At 68.0% G+C, this 17,598-nt stretch carries 17 protein-coding genes; all 17 read right to left on the bottom strand.

Annotated features, from left to right (window positions below):
* Window positions 1-4 precede the first annotated feature (4 nt).
* Window positions 5-925 (bottom strand): heme o synthase, encoded by a 921-nt coding sequence (cyoE, locus tag RN901_RS09810; protein ID WP_310758095.1) that lies wholly within the window; start codon window positions 923-925, stop codon window positions 5-7.
* Window positions 926-939: 14 nt separating this feature from the next.
* On the bottom strand, window positions 940-1,245 hold the full coding sequence (locus RN901_RS09805) for a cytochrome C oxidase subunit IV family protein (protein ID WP_310758094.1): 306 nt from the start codon (window positions 1,243-1,245) through the stop codon (window positions 940-942).
* 55 nt (window positions 1,246-1,300) lie between these two features.
* A complete protein-coding gene (locus tag RN901_RS09800) occupies window positions 1,301-1,915 on the bottom strand; it encodes a cytochrome c oxidase subunit 3 (RefSeq protein ID WP_310758093.1) in 615 nt (204 codons plus the stop codon).
* A gap of 39 nt (window positions 1,916-1,954) precedes the next feature.
* Complete coding sequence (locus tag RN901_RS09795; protein WP_310758092.1) at window positions 1,955-3,721, bottom strand: cbb3-type cytochrome c oxidase subunit I; 1,767 nt, start codon at window positions 3,719-3,721, stop codon at window positions 1,955-1,957.
* A gap of 15 nt (window positions 3,722-3,736) precedes the next feature.
* Entirely contained in the window at window positions 3,737-4,402 is a 666-nt protein-coding gene (gene coxB, locus RN901_RS09790; RefSeq protein WP_310758091.1) for a cytochrome c oxidase subunit II, read from the bottom strand.
* Window positions 4,403-4,490: 88 nt separating this feature from the next.
* Window positions 4,491-5,351: a carboxypeptidase regulatory-like domain-containing protein gene (locus RN901_RS09785; RefSeq protein WP_310758090.1), complete on the bottom strand. Its 861-nt coding sequence runs from the start codon at window positions 5,349-5,351 to the stop codon at window positions 4,491-4,493.
* 62 nt (window positions 5,352-5,413) lie between these two features.
* Entirely contained in the window at window positions 5,414-6,994 is a 1,581-nt protein-coding gene (locus RN901_RS09780; RefSeq protein WP_310758089.1) for a c-type cytochrome, read from the bottom strand.
* The gene (locus tag RN901_RS09775) at window positions 6,991-7,788 is read right to left on the bottom strand and encodes a cytochrome c (RefSeq protein ID WP_310758088.1); all 798 of its coding nucleotides are present in this window, start codon (window positions 7,786-7,788) and stop codon (window positions 6,991-6,993) included. The genes RN901_RS09780 and RN901_RS09775 overlap by 4 nt, the downstream gene beginning before the upstream one ends.
* Complete coding sequence (locus RN901_RS09770; protein WP_310758087.1) at window positions 7,785-8,621, bottom strand: hypothetical protein; 837 nt, start codon at window positions 8,619-8,621, stop codon at window positions 7,785-7,787. Before RN901_RS09770 ends, RN901_RS09775 begins: the two co-directional genes overlap by 4 nt.
* Window positions 8,622-8,674: 53 nt before the next feature.
* Window positions 8,675-10,492, bottom strand: a complete 1,818-nt coding sequence (locus tag RN901_RS09765) for a cytochrome ubiquinol oxidase subunit I (protein WP_310758086.1) — start codon at window positions 10,490-10,492, stop codon at window positions 8,675-8,677.
* Entirely contained in the window at window positions 10,489-11,901 is a 1,413-nt protein-coding gene (locus RN901_RS09760; protein ID WP_310758085.1) for a radical SAM protein, read from the bottom strand. The genes RN901_RS09765 and RN901_RS09760 overlap by 4 nt, the downstream gene beginning before the upstream one ends.
* Entirely contained in the window at window positions 11,898-14,162 is a 2,265-nt protein-coding gene (locus RN901_RS09755; RefSeq protein ID WP_310758084.1) for a universal stress protein, read from the bottom strand. Before RN901_RS09755 ends, RN901_RS09760 begins: the two co-directional genes overlap by 4 nt.
* Before the next feature lie 213 nt (window positions 14,163-14,375).
* Window positions 14,376-15,083 (bottom strand): ABC transporter permease, encoded by a 708-nt coding sequence (locus RN901_RS09750; RefSeq protein ID WP_310758083.1) that lies wholly within the window; start codon window positions 15,081-15,083, stop codon window positions 14,376-14,378.
* Window positions 15,080-16,030 (bottom strand): ABC transporter ATP-binding protein, encoded by a 951-nt coding sequence (locus RN901_RS09745; protein WP_310758082.1) that lies wholly within the window; start codon window positions 16,028-16,030, stop codon window positions 15,080-15,082. Before RN901_RS09745 ends, RN901_RS09750 begins: the two co-directional genes overlap by 4 nt.
* Window positions 16,027-16,281 (bottom strand): ferredoxin, encoded by a 255-nt coding sequence (locus RN901_RS09740; RefSeq protein WP_310758081.1) that lies wholly within the window; start codon window positions 16,279-16,281, stop codon window positions 16,027-16,029. Before RN901_RS09740 ends, RN901_RS09745 begins: the two co-directional genes overlap by 4 nt.
* Complete coding sequence (locus tag RN901_RS09735) at window positions 16,278-16,721, bottom strand: PCP reductase family protein (protein WP_310758080.1); 444 nt, start codon at window positions 16,719-16,721, stop codon at window positions 16,278-16,280. The genes RN901_RS09740 and RN901_RS09735 overlap by 4 nt, the downstream gene beginning before the upstream one ends.
* The gene (locus RN901_RS09730; RefSeq protein WP_310758079.1) at window positions 16,718-17,587 is read right to left on the bottom strand and encodes a P-loop NTPase; all 870 of its coding nucleotides are present in this window, start codon (window positions 17,585-17,587) and stop codon (window positions 16,718-16,720) included. The genes RN901_RS09735 and RN901_RS09730 overlap by 4 nt, the downstream gene beginning before the upstream one ends.
* Between the last annotated feature and the right edge of the window lie 11 nt (window positions 17,588-17,598).

Genomic DNA, 17,598 nt, shown 5'->3' with positions numbered 1-17,598 from the left:
GCTGCTACAGCTTGTCGAGGACGAGCACCGCCATCAGCAGTGGAAGATACAGAATCGAGGCCCGGAACAAGCCCCGGGCGTTGGCCGGCGTCGCGGCGCAGGCGAACCGGAACGCGGTCCACAGGAAGAATCCCCCGAGGACGAGCGCGACTGCGAAGTAGACGACGCCCGTGAAGCCGAGAACGCTCGGGAGCAGGCTCACGGGGATCAGGGTGAGCGCGTAGAGCAGCGCCTGGCGACGCGTCTGCCGACCCTCGAAGTCGCCGACGGAGAGCATGCGAAGCCCCGCCGCCTCGTAGTCGTCCCGCAGCAGCCACGCCAGAGCGAGAAAGTGCGGCAGCTGCCAGACGAAGAGGATCGCGAACAGCGCCCAGCCGCCGAGCCCGAACTGCCCGGTGGCGGCGGTCCAGCCACCGAGGATCGGCAGCGCGCCGGGCACCGCGCCCACCACGGTGGAGAGCGAGTGCACGCGCTTGAGTGGCGTGTAGACGAAGTCGTAGGAGATGAAGGTGGCGAGCGCGAGGCCCGCCGTGATCGGATTGACCGCGAGCCACAGCCAGACGATCCCCGCCGCGGCCAGGACCCCGGAGACGACCGCGGCCGGCGGCGCCGCGATCCGGCCGGCCGGCAGGGGCCGCGCGCGGGTTCGCCCCATGAGCGCGTCCACATCCCGTTCCAGCACCTGGTTCATCGCGCTCGTCCCGGAGGCGACGAGCGCCACGCCGGCCATGGCGTGGGCGAACACTGCGAGGTCGAAGCTCGCTGCGCCCAGGAGGAAACCGGCGGCCGCGCTCGCGACGACGAGCGCCGTGATGCGCGGCTTCGTGAGCTCCACGTACGAGGGGAGCGTCCCGCGAATCGAGTGGACCCCTCTCGAGATCCCGTCGAGCGGGATCCGGGCCTTCAGAAGACTCCCGGCCTCCACGGCGGGGTCGGCGCCTACACGTACTCCATCATGATCGCGATGATCATGATGGCCACGGCCGGCAGCGGCGCCAGCGCGACGAGCCGCAGGCGGTTGGGCTCGAACTTCAGGTGCATGTAGTACAGCGCGACGAGGAGCGCCTTCCAGACGGCCATGATGAGCAGCGACACCACGATCATCCACTTCGGGATCGCCAGGAAGGCCACCAGCACCTCGAGAATCGTGAGAATTGCCAGGTACAGCCAGATGAGCATGTACCTCGGATGCTCGTGCGCATGATCGTCCGCGGCGCTCGCCGCGTGTCCTCCGGCTTCACTCATTCGTTCGCTCCGTAGCTCTCGGCGCCGACCGGCCCGGCGCGGCCAGGTGTCGACACTAGATCAGGTATACGATCGTGAACAGGATGATCCACACCAGGTCGACGAAGTGCCAGTAGAGGCCGAGCACCTCGATCCCGTGCGTGTCGTCCGCCCCCCAGTGCCCCCGCCAGGCGCGGATCGTGGCCCACGCGAGGCAGATCACGCCCAGCAGGACGTGGAAGCCGTGAAAGCCCGTCATGGTAAAGAACGTGGCCCCGTACAGTCCGGCCGCGGGCGTGAACCCGTGGCTCCCCTGCCAGGACTGGTGCAGCACGAGTTCGGTGTACTCGTAGACCTGCACGCCGAGGAAGGTCGCCCCGAGGATGGTCGTCGACAGGAGCCAGAGCTTGATCCCCCTCTGGTCGCCCTCCTGCGCGGCCGCGAACGCCTTCACCATCGTCACCGAGCTGCAGATGAGGAGGAAGGTGTTGAACGCGGTCACCGGGACGTTCAACACGTCGCCGGGTTCCGCCCACGTGTCGGCGGCTCCGAACCGGAGCACGACGTACGAGCCGATGAGGCCCGCGAAGAACATCACCTCCGAGCACAGAAACACCCACATTCCCACCTTCTGGGTGTAGACATCGAGTCCTCTCTCGGGGACCCGGCCTGCGGTCGCGGCGTGTGCCATCTCGTCAGTTCCCTTCCAAGCGATTTGGTGACATGCGATTCAGTGGCTGCCGGCGGCCGGGCTCACGACATCCGGCCGTTCGTTCTGCGCCAGCCAGTCCTTGTCCTCCACATCCGGGTGGCTGTACTCGTGCGGACCGTGGTAGACGACCGGGATCTCCTCCCAGTTGCCGTGCTTGGGCGGCGAGGGCGTCTGCCACTCCAGCGTCGTCGCGTTCCACGGGTTCGCCCCGGCCATTCTCCCCTTCTTCAGGCTCCAGAAGAAGTTGAACGCGAACAGGAAGCCGGAGGCGAAGAGCCCGAACGCCGCCCATGAGATGAGCGCGTTCGTGTCCTCGATCCCCTGCAGGTGCGCGTAGCCGGTGGAGTCGTAGATGCGCCGCATCATCCCCACCATCCCCACGCCGTGCATCGGGAAGAAGACCACGTTGAAGAGGATGAACGTGAGCCAGAAGTGGATCTTGCCCATCGTCTCGTCCATCATCCGGCCGAACATCTTCGGATACCAGAAGTAGATCGCGCCGAAGAGCGCGAACAGGCTTCCGCCGAAGAGCACGTAGTGGATGTGGGCCACGATGAAGTAGGTGTCGTGGATGTAGATGTCGACCGGCGTCGAGGCCATGAAGACGCCCGACAGGCCGCCGATCGCGAACATCGCCACGAACCCGATCGCGAACAGCATGGCCGAGTGGAGCTGGAGGTTCCCGCGCCACATCGTGCCCATCCAGTTGAACGTCTTGATCGCCGAGGGCACGGCGATGAAGAGCGTCGAGACCGTGAACGTGAGCCCCAGCATCGGGTTCATCCCGCTCTGGAACATGTGGTGGCCCCAGACGATGAAGCCGAGGAAGGCGATCGAGACGAGCGCCAGCACCATCGCCCTGTAGCCGAACACCGGCTTCCGTGAACCCACGGAGAGGATCTCGGAGGTGAAGCCCATGGCCGGGAGGATGAGGATGTAGACCTCCGGGTGACCGAAGAACCAGAACAGGTGCTGCCACAGGAGCGGCTGCCCGCCGCCTTCGGGCAGGAAGAAGCTCGTCCCGATCGTCTGGTCGAAGACGAGCATGATCCCGGCCGCCGACAGCACCGGCATGGCGAGGAGCGCGAGGATGGCCGTGATGAACAGCGACCAGATCGTTAGCGGCATGCGCATCCAGGTCATGCCGGGAGCGCGCATGTTGATCGTCGTCGTGATGTAGTTCACCGAGCCCAGGATCGAGGAGAGCCCGATGAAGACGAGCGCGGCCAGCCACATGATCTGGCCCAGGCCGACGCCCGACAGGTCGGGACGGGCGCTGAGCGGGGCGTACAGCGTCCAGCCGGCCCCCGCCGCGCCGCCGATCACGAAGAAGCTGGCGAGGGTGAGGATCCCGGCCGGCACCATCAGCCAGAAGGAGAGCATGTTGAGCCTCGGGAACGCCATGTCGTGCGTCCCGAGCTGAAGCGGGATGAGGTAGTTCGCCCACACGCCCACCAGCATCGGCATGATGGCGAGGAACACCATCACCGAGCCGTGCATCGTGACCAGGGCATTGTAGAACTCGGGCAGGATGTACCCGCTCGCCACCATGGTTTCCGGGAAGATCCCGCCCAGCGGCAGCTCGCCCCGCGCCGGCCACGCGATCTGGTATCGCATGAGCATCGCGAGCAGTCCCCCGATCATGAGGAAGAAGAGCGTGTAGATCAGGAACTGGATCGCGATGACCTTGTGGTCGGTCGAGAAGATGTACTTGCGCAGGAACGACTGCTCGTGCTCCTCGTGCAGGATCGCCTGCCCCGTCGCCTCCGCTACGATCGTCGCCATATCAGCCTTTCTCGATCACTGGGCGGTCGCCTGGCCGGCCTGCCAGGCGTCGAAGTCCGCCGCGCTGTGCACGGTTACGCTCGCCATCATGTAGTAGTGGCCCAGGCCACATAGCTCGGCGCACGCGATCTCGAAGTCCCCGGTCTGGGTCGCGTCGAACCACACCGGGATGGTCATGCCCGGCACCGCGTCCTGCTTCACGCGGAGTTCGGGGATGAAGAAGGAGTGGATCACATCCTCGGACTCGAGCAGGATCGTGATGTCCTCGTTCACCGGGAAGTGGAACTGGTTGCGGACGGTGAAGTCATCTCCGGTGCCCAGCGTCCGATCCATGCCGGGATAGGTGATGTTCCACTCGAACTGCTTGCCCACGACGAGGAACTCGAGCGCATCCTCCGGCCGGTTGGAGCTCCCCTTGATGTCGTCCCAGACCATGGCCGAGTAGGCGCCGAGGATCGCGATGATGATGGCCGGGATCACCGTCCAGATGATCTCCACCTTGTTCGATCCGTGCGTGTAGTGCGCCCTCGCCCCTTCACGTCCGCGATACTTGATGCAGAACCAGAGAATCCCCCCCTCCACGAGGAGAAAGGCGATCCCCGTGATGACGAGGATGATCCAGAACAGCTGGTCGATCACAATGCCGAATGTCGAGTAGTTCGGGGGCAGCGCCCAATCCACGAGCTATCTCCTTCCAGGTGATCCCTTCAATTGAACGGAACGCGGGCGGGACCGGCCGGCGCGCGGGCCGCCGGTCCCGCCCCTCGCGTTACTGCGTGCGCTCCACCCGGATGCGGTCGGTGCCGTGCTTGATGACCAGCGCGTCACCCATGGGGACGTCGGCGCCCATCATCTCGCCGCTGTAGTCGAACGACGCCTCGGCCGTCCCACCCGCCGTGACGGTCACGCTCGCCGTCATCGTGCCGAACTCTTCGTGCCACGCCGTCATCGTGTAGTCGCCTGCCGGGACGTTGGCGATCGAGTAGCTCCCGTCGGCGCCCGTCACCGCGAAATACGGGTGGTCGACAACGCCGATGTACGCTTGCATCCAGCCATGCACGTCGCAGCGCACCGGCACCATGACTTCCGCTACCTGGAAGCGCTGCGTGCTCGTGATCCCGGCCCGGGGCTGGCTGATGTTGAAGCCGCGGTTCTCGGTCGGGGTGGCATTGATGTTGTGGAGCAGGTTGTCGCTGTTCGAAATCTCGATGTCCTGCCCGCTCTGCACGCCGAGCACGTGCGGCGTGTAGCGGCAGTTCACCTGGTCGAGCGCCGCCGCGCCCGACGCGGCCGGCGCGCCGGAGACGCCCTCGCTCAGGTAGACGAACACGTTGGCGAGGCCGCCTTCGGACACGAGGACGTTCTGCGCCATCGGCCCGTCCGCGCCGTAGCCGGCGGCGCAATCCTCCTCGGCCGACATGTCGATGGCCTCCATTGTCGGGACCATCCCGCCGAAATTGGCCATGCCCGCGATGGTGCCGACGGTCGACGGATCCACCGCGGCGGCGGCCGGCGCCGCCTCGCCCGCGTCGTCCCCCGCGCCTTCGGACGATCCGCCGCCGCCGCCACACGCGGCCATCGCTGCGACGGCCAGCAGGGCGGCCGAACGGTTCCAGAAATGCGATCGCATTGACTTACCTCCCGTACAAAAAACGTTGCGCTATCGGCTGTTGAGAGCCCTTCCCCGTTGCTTCATCCATCCCTCCGGCGGTCCTGGGCCCGGCGCACGAGAACGAGACCGAAGGCCCCCGTCAAGAGCATGGCCAGCAGGGGCGTCACGACGACCGTGCTGGATGCCGGAGGTTCGAGGAGAATGTAGTACCATGTGCTCACGGAACTGCGCTTTCCCGCCTCGGCGCTGGATCCATCCCACGCCTGGAAAGCGATGGGCGTCGGAGTGCCCTCGGCAAAATCGAGGCCGTCGCTTTCGACTTCGATCGAGCGGCGGAGATAGAGCGTCCAGCGCCCCTCCTCCCACGTCGCTTCTCCCGCTACCGGGTCCTCCGCGAGCGGTTCGACGGAGTCCAGTCCCCGCCCGCGTCCCGCGCCGACGCCGGTTTCCGAATCCCACGTCCAGAGATAGACCGGCTCCCGGGCGTCCCCCATGAGGAAATACGGCCGATCGGTGCCCTCCGGCAGTTCGAACGGGAACTGGAGGAGCACAGCGTCCGGGGGCCGCGCGGTCGGCGCGCCGGCGCTGTCGAGAACGATGGGGTCCGCGCCGTCCAGGTCGAGCGCGGCCGTGATCTTGTCCTGCCACTCGTCCCAGTTCGGGTCCGGGCTGTTCGATGGGTCGTTCCACTGCACGCGCAGTGCGATGTCATTTCCGTCGTGGAGCCCCTGCACCCAGAGCCCATCGACCGTCGGCGCGAAGTTGCGCGGCACCTGCACGACCTGGCCCGACATCGGGAAGTAGAAGGCTTCGACGCCCGCCCAGGCCTCTTCCCCACCATCGGCCGGCAGCCCCCCCTCGGCACGCCCGACGCGGATCACTTCCCGCAGCGGCGGCATCTCGCGCGGCCCGAGCGAGGCGAGGTAGTGCGCCAGTTGCCAGACCTCGTCGGGCGAGACGACGCCCGAGTTCATGGCGTCGATCGCCGACGGCATCGGCGTGCCGTCCAGTCCGGTCAACATCCGGGTATGCATGTCCTCGACGCTGCTGCCACCGTTCAGAACCCACGCCTCCGTGAGGTCGGCCGCTCGAATAGGGAGGCCCCGCCAGTCCTCCAGCGTCGGTGCCGAGGTCCCGTCACCGCGCCCGGACAGGCCGTGGCATTCCTCGCACAGCATGGTGAGATACGCCGCCGCGCCCGCCTCGATCGCCGCGGGACCGCCGCCCGGGTCGGACCCGAAGTCCAGCGGTTCCGGCGCCGGCCCCTGGGCGAAGAACCTCGAGAAGCTCTTCAGGTAGACGATGACGTCGTCGATCTCCTGGTCCGAGAGATTGGGCCAGCCCGGCATCGTCGTACCCGGGAGCCCGTTCTCGATCGCGAACCGGATGTCCGCGTCCGTCGGGAGCTGTCCGCTCCCGGTCGTCCGGATCTGGTAGAGAGCCTGCGTGAAGTCCCGCGGCCGCGGCAGCATCGAGGCGGCGGCGGAGCCATCCCCCTGCCCGGTCTCGCCGTGACATTCGGCGCACCAGCGGTCGTACACGACCTTGCCCGCGGCGGCCGCATCCTCCTGCCCCGACAGCGGGGGCGCGGCGGAAACGGCGAGGATGGCGAACCCGCCAAGCGCGAGCATCCCGAAGGCGCTGCGTCGGAGCGCCGTCATTCGTGGCCCCCTTCCCCTTCTTCCTCCCATGTGCGCGGCGTGAACCCGGTCTGGTCGTAGAGATAGAGAATCGTTGCCCAGATCTCGTCCTGCTCGAGGATCGTCTCCCAGGCCGGCATGGCCGAGTCCCATGGGGTCCCCTCGCGCGGGAGGCCGGGACCGCCCTTGACGATACGCCAGAACACGTAGCTCTCGGTGAGCTGGGGCAGGTTGCCGGAACTCGTGAAGTCGGCGGGGACCGGGTTGAAGGCCGGCGCGTAGTGTCCCTGGCCGTCGAGCAGGTCGCCATGGCAGGGCACGCAGTTGCGGACGTAGATCCGCTTTCCGACCGCCAGGTGCTCCTCCATGGAGCCTTCCGCGTGCAGCGGGTTCTCGAGCCCCGTGAGTTCGATCGCCTCCCCGCGGAAGGTGAGCTGGTTCGGCGGCGCGGGGTGCACGGAGCGCAACGTGGCCGGCGCCGCGTAGCTCGGCCTCACGTTCTGATAGGCGAGCCAGCCGACGAGGACCGGAAGCGCGACCATGAGGATCCCCCGCAGCGTCTTCCGGTCGCGCGCGACCATGGTCTCGTGGATCGGCTTCTTGAAGCTCTTCCAGCGCGCCTCGTCCGCGCTCATGTAGAGGACGATGCCCACCAGAACGGTCAGCATGTACTGCAGGATGACCGAACTCGGCACGGGAGCGCTCGCCACGCCGATCACCGGCAGCACGTATCCGATCACCCACTCGAACGCGACGTAGGACACGACGATGACGATCGCGCCCTGCCAGAACGGATGGGACAGGTAACGCCTCATCGGCTACCTCCCGCGCTGTCGGGCGGGACTTCCGGCGCGTCGCCGGGCGCCTCCGCGCCGGCCCCCGCGCCTCCCACGAAGAAGTTCACCAGCACGTCGAGTTCCACCGGCGACATGAGATCGCCGAAGATCGTCGGCATCGTCCCGGCGAAGGCCGAGTATTCCTCGTTGATCGTCGCCATCGGATCCACGATCCCCTCGAGGACGACGGCGGGATCCTGCCCCCGCAGTTCCTCGAAGGGGGGAGCGACCATGCCTCCCTCCCCGCCGAGGGCGTGGCAGGCGAGACAGCCCTGCGCCGTGATCAGCGCGACCGCGTCGACCTGGCTCGGGTCGGTGACCACGGGAGGCGGCGGAGCGGACGCGGCCGCGTCGTCGGCCGCCAGCGCCGCGGCGAAGTCGTCCGCGTTCACCGTGATCTCGCCGCCCTGCGATTCAAGGAAGGCGACGAGTGTCCACAACTCGGCCTGCGACGAAAGGATGCTCTGATCGATCATGATGGGGTCGAAGCCCTCCACGATGTAGGCCGTCGGGTTGACCAGAGACTCCCACAGGTAGTCCTTGCAACTCTGCCCCGGGACGCGCGTCGCGCACACGCCGCCCACCACCCCGAGGAGGTCCGGAGCGCGCGTGCCGAGGCCGTGGCACGCCGTGCAGCCGCCCGCCCCGGCGTAGATCTCCTCACCGATCGCCGCCAGTTCCTCGGGCGGCATGTCCGCGCTGAGCACGATCTCCCTGGGGACCGCCGACTGCACCTGCGGGATCACGTTCGCCACGAAGGTGAACACCGCCAGCGTCGCCACGACCGTGAACAGGATCTTCAGGTTCGTCATCTACTCTTCCCGTCCTCGCACCACCGTCCTCGCGTTCCCTTCCCGGCCATCGCCTAGTCCACGTCGCCGAGGGAAGGCGCCGGCACCGGATCGCCGAGCGCGGCACGCCCCTGCCCGGCCTTCACCTTCGCCTCGGCTTCCTGGTACACGGAGCGTTCCGCCAGGCCGCCGAGCCAGAATATGAGGCCGACGAGCGCGAAGAAGATGAGCACGCAGATGCTGATGATCGTCGCCGCCGGCCCGAGCGCCGGGGTGAACGCCTGCTCGCTCGTGTCCCGGATCACTTCGTAGACGTGCCAGTGCTGCCGGATCCCGCTGCGCGCGAAGCCCATCAGCCCCATGAGCCACGTGAACGTGACCGCGAGGATGAGGAGCGCGTACTGCGACCGGTCCGGCATCCGGCCCCACCGGATCTCGCCCCGGGATTTGGCGCCCCGGAGCATCGCCATGTCGATCCCGATGACGAACAGGATCGTCGCCAGGACCGCCAGCACCTGGTAGACGGAGAAGCCGATCCGCACGATCGCGGTCACGAAATAGCCGTACACGCCGTAGAACACGACGACGACGGCGCACAGCGCGAAGGCCGCCCCTTGCAGCATCGTCCCCGCGCGGGCCCATGGCACCACGGGATCCTTGTTCGCCCTCCGGTACATGAGGAAGGAGAGGAACGTCGTCAGGATCATGAGGTTGACGGCCGTGTTCTTCGCGCTCATCACCCCGAGCACCTGCAGGAACGGGTGCCGGATCCCTCCCATGGCGGCGATCTCGTCCCGGTCCGCGATCATCGTGTTGGGCGTGGCCCATACGATGACGCCCAGGACCAGCACGAGCAGCATCCACTTGATGTAGGGCTGGAAACGTTCCGCCCCCGGAATCCGCCCCATCCCGATCCACAGGTAGTAGTTGCCCGCGAGGAAGAGGATGCCGATGAGGAAGGCCTGGATGATCCAGAGCCAGCTCATGAAGCCGCCCATCATCGTGATGCCCATCTGCTGGCTGAACTCGTAGATCTCCCGTCCGAGCCAGTAGCCGGCGAAGGGGAGGACGATGAGCGCGCCGATCGCGATGAGGTTTCCGGTGTAGCCCATCCAGTCGTAGTGCGCGCGTTCCTCGTCGGTCTTGCTCGTAAGGAAGCGGTACGCCGCGTAGGCGCCGACGATCGCGCCGCCGAACACCACGTTCGCCAGCAACCGGTGGATGTTGATCGGCATCCAGGTCGCGTTGTTGATCGCGCTCCACAGCTGCACGGTCTGCGGCGCAGTGTCCGCCGTGAGTCCCTCCGGAGGACTCATCATGTAGGTGAGCCACCCGTTCGCGATGAACATGACGATCGTGCCCCAGACGTTGAGCATGATCCCCAGGCACCAGTGGACCTTCTTTGCGGCGCCCTTCTTCCACGCGTCCCACCCGTAGTAGTAGAGATAGAGCGTGAACGATTCGAGGAAGAAGAGGCCGGCGTACACCCACATGGACGGAGCGAAGATCGCCGTGAGGTACGCCCAGAAGCGCGGGTAGAGGGTCGAGAGGAAGAAGACGAGGATCGCGCCCCAGATCGCGGTCGCGCTGTAGGCCACGAGCAGGAGGCGGGTGAATTCCTTCGCGAGCTTGTCGTACTTCTCATCCCCTCCGAACATCCCGATCGCCTCGATGACGACGGCGAACATGGGCACGCCGAGCACGAAGGCCGCGAACAGCAGGTGGAGCTGGGCCGCGATCCAGACCGCGCCGCGACGGTCGAGCCCGAGGAAGTTGAACTCCCCGTAGTCGGGACCCGGCGCCTGCGCGAGGAGCGGGATGGCGACCGCCAGTGCGAGGGCGGCGAGCAGTACGCCGCGGGTCGCGACACCACGGGTCATCCAACGCTTCATCGCTTTTCCCCCCGTCCCGCGCTCCGCCGACTGCGGGCGAAGAAGGGCATCCGTTTCGAAAAGTCCACCGGCATGGCCCGGCGGACCTCGGTCATCACATCGAGCGTCACTTCGGCGTATCCGCGCTCGCGGGCGAACTTTTCCACCCGTTCGGCCACCACGCCGCGCACGAAGCTGGGGATGGCGCTGAGCCGCGCATCGGCCTCCGCGCTCCACCGAAGCTTCTGCTCGGCCGCCGAGCCGTACGTGACGGGCCGGCTCGGCTCGATCGCGTCCGCGATGCCGGGCGCCGGCTCGTAGGCGCACGAAGGATCCGGACCGAGCAGGTCTCCGTCCACCGCGTACGCGCGGGCACGGCAGCCGCCGCAGAGCGCGCGGTACTCGCAGCGTCCGCACTTTCCGCCCGGTTCGCCGTTGCGCAGCAGCCGGAAGACCGTCGCCTCGTGCCAGATCTCGCCGAAGGAAGCGTCGGAGAGGTCGCCGGCCACCTCCGGCATGTACGGGCACGGCGTCACCTTGCCCTCCGGCGTGATGCGACAGTACTGGACGCCGCAGGGGCAGCGCGTCCGGTAGTTCAGGAGCGGAGAGTCCGGATCCCGTTCGTACACGTGCCGCATGAGTTGCGGCTGGCACTTGGAGCGGATCATGAGCCGCCCGCGGTAGTCCCGCTGGAGTTCGGCCAGCCGGGTCACGATCGCGTCGTTCTCCGCGGGGGCGAGGCCGCGCATTCCCTCTCCCCGGCCCGTCTCGACGAGGAAATAGACGTTGAGGCAGACGGCGCCCTTCGCATCCGCCCAGGCCGCGATGGCATCGAGTTCGTCCCGGTTCCCGCGCGTGACCGTAAACTGGATGAGGAAGTCGAGGCGGTGCTGTGCCAGCCGGTCGACCGCCGCGAGCGTGTCTTCGAGAGCACCTTCGCCGTGCCGGAAGCGGTCGTGATAGCGCGGATCGAGCGAGTCGACGCTCAGGGCGACCCCCTGCACGCCGGCCGCCTTCAGCGAGGCGATGCGTTCATCGGTGAGTCCGGTGCCGTTCGTGCCCACGGTCACGGTTGCGCCGCGCTCGGAGGCGTAGGCCGCGATCTCCTCGAGATCGGAGCGCACGAGAGGCTCCCCCCCGCTGAGTATGAGGAGCGGGGATGGACTCACTTCGAGGATCTGATCGACGATGCGGAAGCAGGCCGCGGTATCGAGTTCGTTGGCGGCCGCGTGCCAGGATCCGGCGGAAATATAGCAGTGGGCGCAGGCGAGATTGCAGCGGCGCGTCAGGTTCCAGGCGACAACGTGCGGGATCGCGACGTCGGGTTCGGTGCGCGGCGACGCGGCGGCGGGGGCGCCGTCCCAGAGGGGACCGGCGACGGTGGCACTCCGGTGCGCGACAGCTTCCGCGGCCAGCGGAGCCCCGGTCACTTCTCGCGCGATCCCTGCTCCGAAGCGGGACCGACGTCTGCTCCCGATTCGTCTCCCAGTTCCGTGCGCGCGAACTTCTCGACCGCCGCGCGGGCATCGTCGGGCGAGACCATCTTGAAGTCGACGGGACAGTCTTCCGCCTGCTGCTCGATGTCGCGGATGGGACAGCGCGTCACACCGGAGGCCTTCGCCTCTTCGATGAAGCGCTTCATCTCCTCGCTCATGCCGTCGACGCCGGCGGCTTCGGCCCGCGCCTGCTTCGCCTTCAACTCGTTGAACATCACGAGCATCGTGTCGAGGTCGAACTCGTCGGCCGCGATCATCGCGTCCTTGTTCTCGTCCATGACGACCGTCGTCACGCGCCACATGCCCTGGTCGCGGGCGAAGCGCTCGACCGTATTCCGGGCGAGAGGACGCGCGATCAACGGCACGCGCCCCAGACGGTCGAATGCCTCGTGCGTCCAGACGATCGGGTCGGCGGCCGTGCGGTCACGAGGGATCTGGTTATCCGTCACCGGGCACTTCGCCATCACGGGAAGCGGGGTCTCGAAAGCGTCGGCGTCGCTCGTCTCCACGACGGTGCGCTTCATCGCCTCGTTCGCCTTCACCTCCGCGAGGGCGAGTTCCTCCGCATCGCCGATCCCCATCACGAGCTGCATGTGGGTCGGGAGGAGCTTCTTGATCGCCTCGTCGAGGCGTTCGTTGGTCACGACCGGCAACTGGTCGCGGTTCCAGAGCTCCGCCTTTTCCGACTCGGCGTTCCCGCGCCCGTTGGCGGCCTGTCCGACCTCCGCGATCGAAGGGGCCGCGCCGGTCTCGAGCGCGTCGCGCGCCACCTTCGCGGTGCCGCTCGCCCCATTGCCGGCCGCGGCGTCTCCGTCGGGCGGCGGCGCCGCCCGGTACTGCTTCTCATCCTTCGGATTCGGGACGAAGGCGGCCGCGTAACGGCTCCCCGGCCCGTAGTGTTCCAGGACGAACTCCTCGACGGCCTTGCGCGCGATCCCGAGGGCGAACGGCGGCACGCGCAGGATCCTCACCTCCGCCTCGGGCGCCCACTCGAGCCCGGCCTCGCCGTCCTCCTCAATCCAGGGGATCTCTTCGGGCCGCACGTTCTCGGTCCCGATGAGGAGCACGTTCGTATCCGAGAGGTGGACGAGGTTGTCGGCCTGCGAGCCGAGGTCCGTGCCCTCGATGCGGTGCGAGCCGTGGCGGGCCACGACGAGCAGCGAAGGGTCGATCTCGTCGGCCCACTTGAGGAGCGCGTCGAAAGGCTTGCCGATGAGCACCTGCGTCTCGATCTCGACCTCGGGATACTCGCTTGCCATCACCTGGGCCCGCTTGATGTTCGCCTTGCAGAGGCGGAGCAGGCCCTTGTCGATGATGTTGTTGTGGAGTTCTTCCTGTTCCTCGAACTTGAACACCTTCGAGGCCTGGACGGAGAGCACGTCCTTGATGTTGTGGAAGACGACGTGGTGGTATTGCACGTCGAAGGCGCTCGCGATGTAGACCTTGGCGCCGTATTCGCGGGCCATCTCGAGCGCGATCCGGAGTCCCTTGTAGGCGTAGGCCGATCCGTCCACGCCGACGAGCCACTTGCCGCCCTCGAGCGGCCGGTCGTCGCGGATGATGAGCGCGTCCTTCTCGATCCCGCGGAGAGAGCGCGCCACAACGCCGCCGAGGCGGCTCCGCTCCTGGCGCCCGAGACCGTGGGCGCCGATGGCGACGAGGTCGTAGTCGCGACCGGAGGTGCCCGCGAGCTTGTCCTCCTGCTCCTCGTCCTCGGCTACCAGTCGGCCGTTCTCGCCCAGCCTGACGTCCGTACGCTGTTTCTCGCTGCCGTCGTAGTTGTGGGCGATGTTGGGATCGAAGCCGATGAGGCTCGGGAGACGTCCGCCGCCGCGGTTCGCCTCGTTGATGATCTCCTCGTAGTTGATGCCCTCGAGGAGCTGCCGCGTGATGGTCACGCCGGCTTCGGTACAGCGGCGGTGGAGCTGGTCCAGGAAGCTGTCCGAGATGAGCTGGAGCCCCTTCTCGATCAGCTTGTCGTGGATCTTGCGCTGCCGGCGGATCTCGGCCGGTTCCTGGAACTGGGCCGGGAGCCCGATTTCGAGCTGGCGGAACCGGATGTCGTGAAGGCGTGCGGCATAGACGTGAGAGCCGGTGATGCGGCCCCCGAAGCGAGCACAGAGTTCGATGGCGCGGTCTACGGCCCAGTCCGACTCGCGCGAGTTATCGACCGGGGCAAATACCTCTCGATACATGGCGCTCCGTTGGACGGCGTGCTGCGGCCGGTTCACGCTGCTCGCGCCAGCTTCGCCCGGGCCCGAAGCCCGGATGTACGCAGTCCGCGAAGATCGGCCACGGACAAGGAATTCGGCGATGCTGGTTCAAGCCTTTCGGGGTCGCCCGGAGGTCCGGACCCCCGCTTATGGGCCAAGAAGTTGCGGTTGACCACGGGGAAAGTCAAACGCGGTCTAGAGAGTCCTCGGCCAGCGGAGGCGGCGGCTCCAATCCGCGGCAAAAATCGCGGCCCCGAAGGTGACGCCGGCCGCGACGAGAAGGCTGCGAAGCCACACCGAATCGTCCATGGACATCGGCCCGACGGCCGCCCCCAGAGCGGCCCGGAGCGGGGTGTACGGATTCCAGTCGGCGACGAGAGATGTCCAGCCGGGCGCGGGCGTCCGGAAAAAGCCGGCGAAGTGCAGCAGGAGAAGGGAAAGGGCCGCGGAAGCGAGGGCGGCCTCGGCCAGCGACCGGACGGCGGCGGCGATGAGGGGGCCCAGGAGGTTCGCGAACCAGAGTGTTCCGAGGGTCGCCAAAAGAACGAGGGGGGCCGCCCGCAGGCCTCCGGCGGACCACAGGAGGACGAGCAGGGTCGGGACGAGCTGCAGCGTGTCGATCGCGGTTCCGGCCAGGGTCCTCTCCAGCAGCCAGCGGAGGGCCGGATACCCGGCGCGCAGGATCTCGTCGAGCCAGCCGTCCCGTGAATCCCGCACAGCCGGGATCGCCGAGCCGAACGCGCCGAAGAAGACGATGAACACGCCGAACACGGCGACCCGGTGCGGCGCCGCGGCTTCACTCAACGCTACGGGGGTGAGAAGGAGGAGCGGTACGGCCACGTTCCAGGCGAAGAGCCGCCGCCGCCTGAGAGCCGACCGCCACGCCAGACGCCAGACCGTCACGCGGTGTCCTCCGCGGTCTCTTCTAGATCCCGCCCCGTCAGGATCACGAAGGCGTCCGCAAGGCCGGGCTCCCGGACATCCACGGAGACGACGGAGGCTCCGGTGCGCAGCACCCACGCAAGCGTCTCCGGGAGCGCGCGGCTCGGGTCCCGGACCTCGAGGAGCAGGCGGCTTTCCCCCCAGGAGGCGGGGCGCACACCGTCCGGGGCGGGCCCGAGGGCATCGCGGTCGGGACGCCCTCCCGCCGGGAAGCGGATCTCGACCCGTGGGCGGATCCCGATCCGTTCGAGTAGCCGGGCCGGAGTGTCCGCCACCTCGCAACGTCCGTCGACGATGAACGCCACGCGGTCACAGTGCTCCGCGGCGAAGCCGGGGTCATGGGCGGAAAGCACGGCGGTGCCTCCGGCGGCCCGATGGTCGGCGAGCGCGGCGGCGAACGCCGTGCGGCCCCCGGGGTCGAGGCCGGCCAGCGGTTCGTCCAGGAGGAGCAACCGGGACCGCGCGCCGAACGCGACCGCGAGAGCGAGGCGTCGGCGCATCCCGCTCGAATAAGCGCCTGCCGGACGGTCCGCATCGCCCGACAGGCCGAAACGCTCGATCCAGGCGTCGGCCGCGGCCCGCGCCTCCGCGGGGCGGTCGCCGTGAAGTTCGAGCAGCGCGGCGGCGTTCTCGCGCCCGCTGAGCCAGGGCCGCAGAGCCGGCTGGTCCGGCGCGAGCCAGCGTTGACGGGCGCCGTCCACCGAGACATCTCGCCGGAGGCCCGGGACCCTGTCGCCTCCGAGGAGTCGAAGAAAGGTCGATTTGCCGCACCCGTTCGGGCCGAGGAGCCCGAGTCGTTCCCCGCTCCGGACCTCGAGCGAGAGTTCGCGAAGGGCGGGGCTCCCATCAGGGTACGTGTAGCTGACGCCCCGGGCCGCGACGAGCGGCGGAACGGCGTCGGGGTTCAAGGGACGATCTCGATCCCGTCCTCCCAGACGGTGATCGCGTCGACCGGGCAGGACGCGCACGCCTCCAGGAAACGCTTTCGCGACGCGTGTTCCGGGGTCGTGAACACGGCCACGCCGTCCTCGTCGAGATCGAACGCCTCCGGCGCTTCCTCAATGCAGTCACCGAACCCCACGCACAGGTCGCGGTCCACCACCGCGCGGACGCCGTGAACCTCCCGTTCGAGCAGCGGGTCCGGAGCGCCTTCCGTCACATCCCCTCCAATCCGAGATCGGAGCGCGCGCGGTCCATGACGGCCGGGGTCATCTCCTCGATCCCCCGCTCCCTCGCGTACTCGTTGTAGATCTTCTTCACCATTCCCCGCACGAACGAGGGGACGTGGCCGAGCCGCTCCACCGCCTCCACGCTCCACCGGACGGGCCCCGCGCTCGCCTCGGGGGGCGACTCGAAGGCTTCGTCCCTGCCGGTGGCGACCCCGCTGCGGATGCCCTCGAAATTCGCGTCGGGCACCGTGCGGCCGCCCACCTTTACGCCGAGGGAACTGACGAGCTGCGTTTCCATGGGGTTGGCCAGCATCGCCGTCTTCCGCCCGCAGGCGGGACACTTGAAGACAGCGGCCATCGTGCCGTCTCCCGGCACGGCGCGTTCGTCGAACGCCATCTGCCGGTCGCATTCCAGGCAGAGAAACTTCACAGCTTGTCGGCCAGGCGCCCGAGCGCCTCCGCCGCGGGCCCCGGCCCGGCCACCCACGACTCGAGATCGCCGTCGTCGGCCGCGGCCCCCAGGGCGGGGTCGAAGGGAAGCCGGGCGAGGAGCGGAACGTCGAATCCGCCCGCCAGAGCCTCGCCCGCGTCTCCGACGTGCAGCGGGACGAGAGATCCACAGGCGTCGCAGAGGACTCCCGACATGTTCTCGACCACCCCCAGCAGGCGCACGCCGCGTGTCCGGGCCATGTCCAGCGAGCGGGCCACGGAATCGCGCGAGGCGGCGCTCGGGATCGTGACCGTGAGGATTCCCGCCAGCCGGGGGACGAGGGCGTGCAGTTCGGCGAGACGCTGGGTACCCGGCGGCAGGTCGACGAGCAGGACATCCAGTTCCCCCCAGGCGACATCCGCGAGGAACTCCCGCAGGGCGCCGCGCTCCTGGGCGCCGCGCCACACGAAACCGGCGTCGATGGGTTCGCGCCAGGCGAGGGCCCGCTCCGGTTCCAGGAGGAGCCCCATCGACATGACGCGCACGCCCGCCCCGGAAGTGGGCGGCTCGAGTCCGTCCGGCCCCTCCACCAGCGTCCCCGGTTCGATGCCGAGGAGGCGGGGAACGCTGGGGCCGTTCAGATCCGCGTCGATCAGGCCGACGCGATCCCCGCGTTGGGCAAACGCGGTCGCAAGAAGGGCGGAGACGAGGCTCTTCCCCACCCCGCCCTTGCCGCTCATCACGGCGACGACCCGCGCCACCGCCGCCAGCCGGGCGGACACGCGCTCATCCTGCGCCGCCATCTGATCGGGCAGATCCGAGTGCAGTTCGTCGACTTCGCGATAGGTGCGGATTCCGGAATTCATCGGGGGTGGAA

Source organism: Candidatus Palauibacter soopunensis (genome assembly GCF_947581735.1).
Taxonomy (GTDB): Bacteria; Gemmatimonadota; Gemmatimonadetes; order Palauibacterales; family Palauibacteraceae; genus Palauibacter; species Palauibacter soopunensis.
This window is presented reverse-complemented; position numbering and strand designations above follow the sequence as displayed.